This is a genomic window from Nocardioides sp. (genome assembly GCF_035429765.1).
In the GTDB taxonomy this organism is placed as follows: Bacteria; Actinomycetota; Actinomycetes; order Propionibacteriales; family Nocardioidaceae; genus Nocardioides.
In genome coordinates, this window is the sequence record NZ_DAOMFK010000175.1 from 1 (window position 1) to 6725 (window position 6725).

Below are 6725 nucleotides of genomic sequence, written 5' to 3' on the forward strand. Positions count from 1 at the left end.
GAAACATCCAGGCGGTGCTGACCACCGACCGCAGCGCCATCGAAAACGAGGTCCGGCAGGTGATGCAGGACACGCTCAACCATTACGGCGCCGGCGTCGAGGTCAGGCTCGTGCAGCTGCAGCGCGTCGACCCGACCGGCCGGCACTGGCTCGGTCTGCGCACCCCGGAGGGGCCGGCCACCCTGGTCGTCCACCCTCTGGACCGGGCGGGCGAGGTGCTGGCCCGCGCTTGGGGGGAGGGCGCGGAGTGGGCCCTCGACGCGCTGCCCGCGCTGCTCGGCGCGGAGGACGACCCCACCGGCTTCGAGCCGCACCACCCCCAGGTCGCGGAGGCGCTGCGGCGGTTCCCGAACGTGCGGATCGGGCGCACCGGGCGGGTGCTGGAGGCGCTCGTCCCGGCCGCCCTCGAGCAGAAGGTGACCGGCCAGGAGGCGTTCGGGGCGTTCCGCGCGCTCGTGCGGCGGTACGGCGAGCAGGCGCCGGGTCCTGGTGCGGAGCTCGGGCTCTGGGTGCAGCCGGCCGCCGAGACCCTGCGCACGGTGCCGTCCTGGGAGTGGCTCAGGATGCACGTCGACCCCGCGCGCTCGCGTGTGGTGGTGCGCGCCGCAGCCGTGGCGCCCTCGCTGGAGCGGCTGGTCGCGCTGCCGGGCGAGGAGGCCGACCGGCGGCTGCGGTCGCTTCCAGGCGTCGGGGTGTGGACCAGCGCGGAGGTGCGCTTCCGGGCGCTCGGCGACGCGGACGCAGTGAGCTTCGGGGACTACCACCTGGCCAAGGAGGTGGGCTGGGCGCTCTACGGGCACGACCTCGACGACGACGCGTTGGCCGAGCTGCTCGAGCCCTACCGTCCCCAGCGGGGCCGCGCTGCACTGCTGCTTCTGCTGGCCGGGCCCCGGCGGCCCCGGCGCGGGCCCCGTCTCGCCCCGCGCACGCACCTGCCGGGGTGAGCCCCGGGGCGGCTCACAGCAGGGGGCGCAGCGGCTGGAGGAAGTGCTCGGTGAACTTGCGGTGCAGGTCCCGTGCCTCCCACTCGGGGCGGGTGAGCTCCAGGCAGTGGGACTCGTCGAGGAGGAAGACCCGCTCCAGGTTCTGCGCGAGCCCGGGGTCGATGACCTCCACGTTGATCTCGTAGTTCCCCTGCAGCGAGAGCCGGTCGACGTTGGCCGTGCCGACGGTGGACCAGCTTCCGTCGATGGTCGCCGTCTTCGCGTGCACCATCGCGTCGCGGTAGCGCAGGATCCGCACCCCGGCCTCGAGCAGCTGGGAGTAGTAGCCGCGCGAGATCCAGTCGGCCACGATGTGGTTGGACTTGAGCGGGATGAGGAGGCGCACGTCGACGCCGCGCCGTGCTGCGCTCTTGAGGGCGTCGACGAAGTCCTGGTCGGGGATGAAGTACGCCGAGGTCAGCCACACGTTGCGGGTGGCCCGGTTGATCGCCTCCAGGTACATGCCGCGGATCGGGAACATCCACAGGCGCGGGATGTTGCGCTGGAACCTGATCCGCGGCTCCCACTGCGAGGAGGTCGTCTCCAGCAGCAGCGGTCTCTCCGGGCGGCGCAGGGCGTGGCGCCGGTTGAGGTTCCAGAAGTCGGCGAAGGTGCGCTTGAGGTCCCACACCCCGGGGCCGGTGATCCGCACGTGGGTGTCGCGCCACTCGGTCGCGTAGGCGGTGCCGATGTTGTAGCCCCCAACGAAGCCGACGGCGTCGTCGACCACCAGGATCTTGCGGTGGTCGCGGCCGTAGAGGCCCAGGTTCCAGAACCGCAGTCCTGCGGTGTAGACCGGGTAGGGCAGCACCTTGAGCTCGGGCGGGAACCGCTTGAACGAGGGGGGCACGACCAGGTTGGCGAAGGCGTCGTAGATGACGTAGACCTCCACCCCCCGCCGGGCCGCCTCGACCAGGGCGGCCTTGAACTGCTCGCCCACCCGGTCGCCCTTCCAGATGTAGGTCTCCAGCAGCACCTGGTGCTTCGCCGAGGCGATCGCGGCCAGCATGGCGTCGTACAGGTCCTGGCCGAAGGTGTAGGTGGTGATGGCGCCCTCGCCGACGGTGACGGTCTCGGGCGGTGCGGTGGGGAACGGCCGGGGCCGCTTCCCACGGCGCCGGTAGGAGTCGACGAGGGTCAGCCCGAGCGCGGTGGCCAGCTGGACCGTCAGGACCGTCAGCAGCACGCGCCGTACGACGCGCAGCAGTCGACCGGCGACGGAGGGGCTCACCGGGCCCAATCTACCCAGGGGAGGTGCCCGGGCGGCCGAACGACGTGGCCGTCACTCGGAGCGGTACATCAGGCCACGGCCGTCGGCAAGCGTGAGGCTCAGCGAGGAGCCCTCCACGGTCACCTCTGCCGGCCCGGTGAGCACCGCGAGGACGAGGTCGTCCTGCGCGCCGAGACCCTCGGGGCAGGCCTGCATGGTGGTCGCCAGCGCCGGGAGCGTCAGCTGCTCCCCGCTCAGCGTCCAGTCGCCCCGGAAGCTCCGGCACCCGGTGCTGCCGCTCGCGGTGCCGTCCGCCGCGAGGTCCAGCGTCGCGGGCTTGCCCTGGACCGACGACACCGTGCTGCCCTCCACGAGCGAGTCCAGCGTCCAACGGGTGCCGACCAGGTCGGCGTCGGAGACGGGCGGGACCGGCTCGAACGTGAGGGTGGTTCCCGGGCCGGACAGCGTGAGCGTGTCGCCGTCGCGGGCGCCGGTGTCGACCGTGCCGAGGGCCGCGAGGTAGGCCTGCTCCAGGGCCATCACCGAGCTCGGCATGCAGGCCATCTGGGTCCCGCCGAGCTGGCCGAAGGTCACCGACGACCCGGACACGGTGACCTGGCCCATGTAGTTGTTGCAGGCCGACACCCCGCTCACCCGGTCACCCTCGACGAGCAGCGTGACGGGGTGGGAGTCGTCCAGGGCGAGCGTCCCGCCCGAGGCGGTGCCGCTGGTGAGCCGCCAGGTCCCCGAGAGGTCCACGTCCGTCGGCTCGGTGGCGGTCCCGCCGTCGTCGCTGCCGCATCCGGAGGCGAGGAGCAGCAGGCTCAGGACGAGGGCGAGCAGTCGGGTCATCGAGGGGTCCTCTCAAGGGGCGCGGCCAGTATGACGGAGCCGGGCCGTCGGTGGTTCCCGCGTGCCCCTGGTGTGTCGGTGGGTCCCCGTAGGCTCGTGGTCATGCGACCAGTGACCGATCTCGAGCGCCGGGTGGCGCCGTTCCGCGTGGTCTCGGACTTCCAGCCCTCGGGTGACCAGCCCGCGGCCATCGAGGAGATCACCCGGCGGATCACGGCGGGGGAGCAGGACGTCGTCCTGCTCGGGGCCACGGGTACCGGCAAGACCGCCACCGTGGCCTGGGTGGCCGAGCGGATCCAGAGGCCGATCCTCGTGCTGCAGCCCAACAAGACGCTCGCGGCCCAGTTCGCCAACGAGCTGCGCATGCTCTTCCCCGACAACGCGGTGGAGTACTTCGTCTCCTACTACGACTACTACCAGCCCGAGGCCTACGTCCCGCAGACCGACACCTACATCGAGAAGGACTCCTCGATCAACGAGGAGGTCGAGCGGCTGCGGCACTCGGCGACCAACTCCCTGCTGACCCGGCGTGACGTCATCGTCGTGTCGACCGTCTCCTGCATCTACGGTCTGGGCACCCCTCAGGAGTACGTCGACCGGATGGTGCGGCTGCGCATCGGCGACGAGCACGACCGCGACTCGGTGCTGCGCCGGCTCGTCGACATCCAGTACACCCGCAACGACATGTCCTTCACGCGGGGCACCTTCCGGGTCCGCGGCGACACCCTGGAGATCTTCCCGGTCTACGAGGAGCTCGCGGTCCGGGTGGAGTTCTTCGGTGACGAGATCGAGCGCCTGATGACCCTGCACCCGGTGACCGGCGAGGTGCTCACCGAGGACACCGAGCTCTACATCTTCCCCGCCTCGCACTACGTCGCGGGACCGGAGCGGATGGAGCGGGCCATCGCCGGGATCGAGGCGGAGCTGGCTGAGCAGCTCGAGGACTTCGAGCGCCAGGGCAAGCTCCTGGAGGCGCAGCGGCTGCGGATGCGCACGACGTACGACATCGAGATGATGCGCCAGGTGGGCTCGTGCTCGGGCATCGAGAACTACTCCATGCACATCGACGGCCGCAGCCGGGGCAGTGCGCCGAACTGCCTGCTCGACTACTTCCCCGAGGACTTCGTGCTCGTGGTGGACGAGTCCCACGTGAGCGTGCCCCAGGTCGGGGGGATGTACGAGGGCGACATGTCCCGCAAGCGCAACCTCGTCGACCACGGCTTCCGGCTGCCCAGCGCGATGGACAACCGGCCGCTGAAGTTCGAGGAGTTCCTCGACCGGATCGGCCAGACCATCTACCTCTCCGCCACGCCGGGCAAGTGGGAGCTGGACCGGACCGGCGGGGTCGACCACGCCGTGGAGCAGATCATCCGGCCCACCGGCCTGGTGGACCCCGAGGTGGTCGTGAAGCCGACCAAGGGGCAGATCGACGACCTGATCCACGAGATCCGGCTCCGCACCGAGGCGCGTGAGCGGGTGCTGGTGACGACGCTGACCAAGAAGATGTCGGAGGACCTCACCGACTACCTGCTGGACGCCGGGATCCGCACCCGCTACCTGCACTCCGAGGTCGACACCCTCAAGCGCATCGAGCTGCTCCGCGACCTGCGGCTGGGGGAGTACGACGTCCTGGTGGGCATCAACCTGCTCCGTGAGGGGCTCGACCTGCCCGAGGTGTCGCTGGTGGCGATCCTCGACGCCGACAAGGAGGGCTTCCTGCGCTCGGACAAGTCGCTGATCCAGACGATCGGCCGCGCGGCGCGCAACGTCTCCGGGCAGGTACACATGTACGCCGACGTGATCACCCCCTCGATGGAGGCGGCGATCGACGAGACCAACCGACGGCGGGCCAAGCAGGTCGCCTACAACACCGAGCGCGGCATCGACCCGCAGCCGCTGCGCAAGAAGATCGCCGACATCACCGAGATGCTCGCCCGCGAGGACGAGAACACCGAGGAGCTGCTGGCCACCTGGGCGCACCTCGACCCGCGCTCGAAGAAGGCGCCGGTCCCAGGCCTGTCGAAGATGAAGACCTCCGGCCACGCGCCCGACCTGGCCGGCCTCCCCAGCACCGACCTGGCCGAGCTGATCCAGCAGCTCACCGAGCAGATGAAGCACGCCGCGGCCGAGCTGCAGTTCGAGGTGGCCGCGCGGCTGCGCGACGAGATCAGCGAGCTGAAGCGCGAGCTGCGGCAGATGGTGGAGGCGACGCGGTAGCGGCTGGCCCTGCGACATGACACCTGCTGTGCGGGGCTGTCATGTCGCAGGACATCGGTGACGTTTCTGAATCGGGACATCGGTGACACTTTGAATCGTCTTGGTGGTGACACTTCTGGCTCTCTGTGGTGGTGTCCACCAACAAGCCTGTCGATCCCCGTGTCCGTCTCGCGATCGCCCAGTGGCCCGAGGATGCTCCCCGCGGAGCGGTGACGACCTTCTGCGCCGAGCATGAGATCTCCCGCAAGACGTTCTATGCGATCCGCGCCAGGGCCCTGGCCGACGGGCAGGCCGCAGTGCTCGAGCCGCGTAGCCGGCGGCCGAGGACGAGCCCGGCCAAGCTCACCGAAGACGTCAAGCAGCAGGCCATTGCGGTGCGTGCCGCGTTGGAGTCCTCGGGCTTGGACCACGGGCCGATCAGCGTGCACGACAAGATGCGGACACTCGGCATGTCCCCGGTTCCGTCGGTCGCGTCGCTGGCCAGGATCTTCCGCGAAGCAGGCGTCGCCCGACTCGAGCCGAAGAAGCGACCGCGCGCGTCGTGGCGGCGGTTCGTCTACCCGGCGCCGAATGCCTGCTGGCAGCTCGACGCCACCGAGTACGTGCTGACGGGCGGTCGCAAGTGCGTGATCCTCCAGCTCATCGACGACCACTCCCGCTACGCGGTGGCCTCCCAGGTTGCGTGGGCCGAAACGTCCGATGCGGCGATCGCCGTCTTCGACAAGGCGGTGGCCGCGCATGGTGTGCCGCAACGGCTGCTGTCGGACAACGGCTTGGCGCTCAACCCGTCCAGGCGCGGAATCCTTGGCCAGCTCGTCGTGCACCTGATGGAGCTCGGCGTCGAGCCGATCACCGGCAAGCCCTACAAGCCGACCACGCAGGGCAAGAACGAGCGCTTCCACCAGACCCTGTTCAGGTTCCTCGACAAGCAGCCGCTGGCGGCGACGTTGGATCAGCTGCAGGACCAGGTCGACGCGTTCGACCACCTCTACAACACCGAGCGGCCTCACCAGGGACTTCCCGGTCGGATGACACCGCAGCAGGCATGGGACGCAACACCGGTCGCCGAAGCCCCTCGGCCGAGCCGGGAACAACTGATCCGCCCCCGCGTCCATCGACCCGCCCCACAGCCCGTGCCCGGTGACCTGCCCGAGGACACCATCACCAAGAAGCTGACCAGCGCCGGAACGCTCTACCTGGACAAGGTCCAGTACATGCTCGGCGCGACACACGGCTTCAAGCAGGTCCTGATCATCACCGACGGCGACCAGATCACCGTGACAGACCTACAGGGCGAGATCCTCGCCGAGCCCACCCGACCCGGTCCCGGCGTGACCTACGTCGGCAACGGCCGACGACCCGGCCAGCGCTACAAGAACCCCGATACGTCACCAAAGTCCTGAGACATCAACTGTCACCCATGTCCTGATGCAGTTCTGTCACCGATGTCCTGAGACATCACA

Annotated in this window: 5 protein-coding genes; 3 read left to right on the forward strand and 2 right to left on the reverse strand. The window is 69.8% G+C overall.

Annotated features, from left to right (window positions below):
* Window positions 1-944 (forward strand): DNA-3-methyladenine glycosylase family protein (locus tag PLP61_RS13585; RefSeq protein ID WP_324503273.1); only part of this gene is annotated, 944 nt, incomplete at its 5' end.
* Window positions 945-957: 13 nt separating this feature from the next.
* Here PLP61_RS13585 and PLP61_RS13590 read toward each other — a convergent pair.
* Both PLP61_RS13590 and PLP61_RS13595 read right to left on the reverse strand, forming a co-directional pair.
* Window positions 958-2214 carry a phospholipase D-like domain-containing protein gene (locus tag PLP61_RS13590; protein WP_324503275.1) on the reverse strand — a complete coding sequence of 419 codons (1257 nt, stop codon included), beginning with the start codon at window positions 2212-2214 and terminating at the stop codon, window positions 958-960.
* A gap of 51 nt (window positions 2215-2265) precedes the next feature.
* Complete coding sequence (locus PLP61_RS13595) at window positions 2266-3045, reverse strand: META domain-containing protein (RefSeq protein ID WP_324503276.1); 780 nt, start codon at window positions 3043-3045, stop codon at window positions 2266-2268.
* 102 nt (window positions 3046-3147) lie between these two features.
* Here PLP61_RS13595 and uvrB point away from each other — a divergent pair, with 102 nt between their 5' ends.
* Window positions 3148-5262, forward strand: a complete 2115-nt coding sequence (gene uvrB, locus PLP61_RS13600) for an excinuclease ABC subunit UvrB (protein ID WP_324503277.1) — start codon at window positions 3148-3150, stop codon at window positions 5260-5262.
* A 131-nt stretch (window positions 5263-5393) separates the two neighbouring features.
* A complete protein-coding gene (locus PLP61_RS13605; RefSeq protein WP_502889055.1) occupies window positions 5394-6665 on the forward strand; it encodes an integrase core domain-containing protein in 1272 nt (423 codons plus the stop codon).
* The last annotated feature ends 60 nt before the right edge of the window (window positions 6666-6725 follow it).

Coding starts and splice junctions, on each gene's coding strand:
- PLP61_RS13595 (WP_324503276.1), bottom strand. CDS start 3,045: ATGACCCGACTGCTCGCCCTCGTCCTGAGCCTGCTGCTCCTCGCCTCC.
- uvrB (WP_324503277.1), top strand. CDS start 3,148: ATGCGACCAGTGACCGATCTCGAGCGCCGGGTGGCGCCGTTCCGCGTG.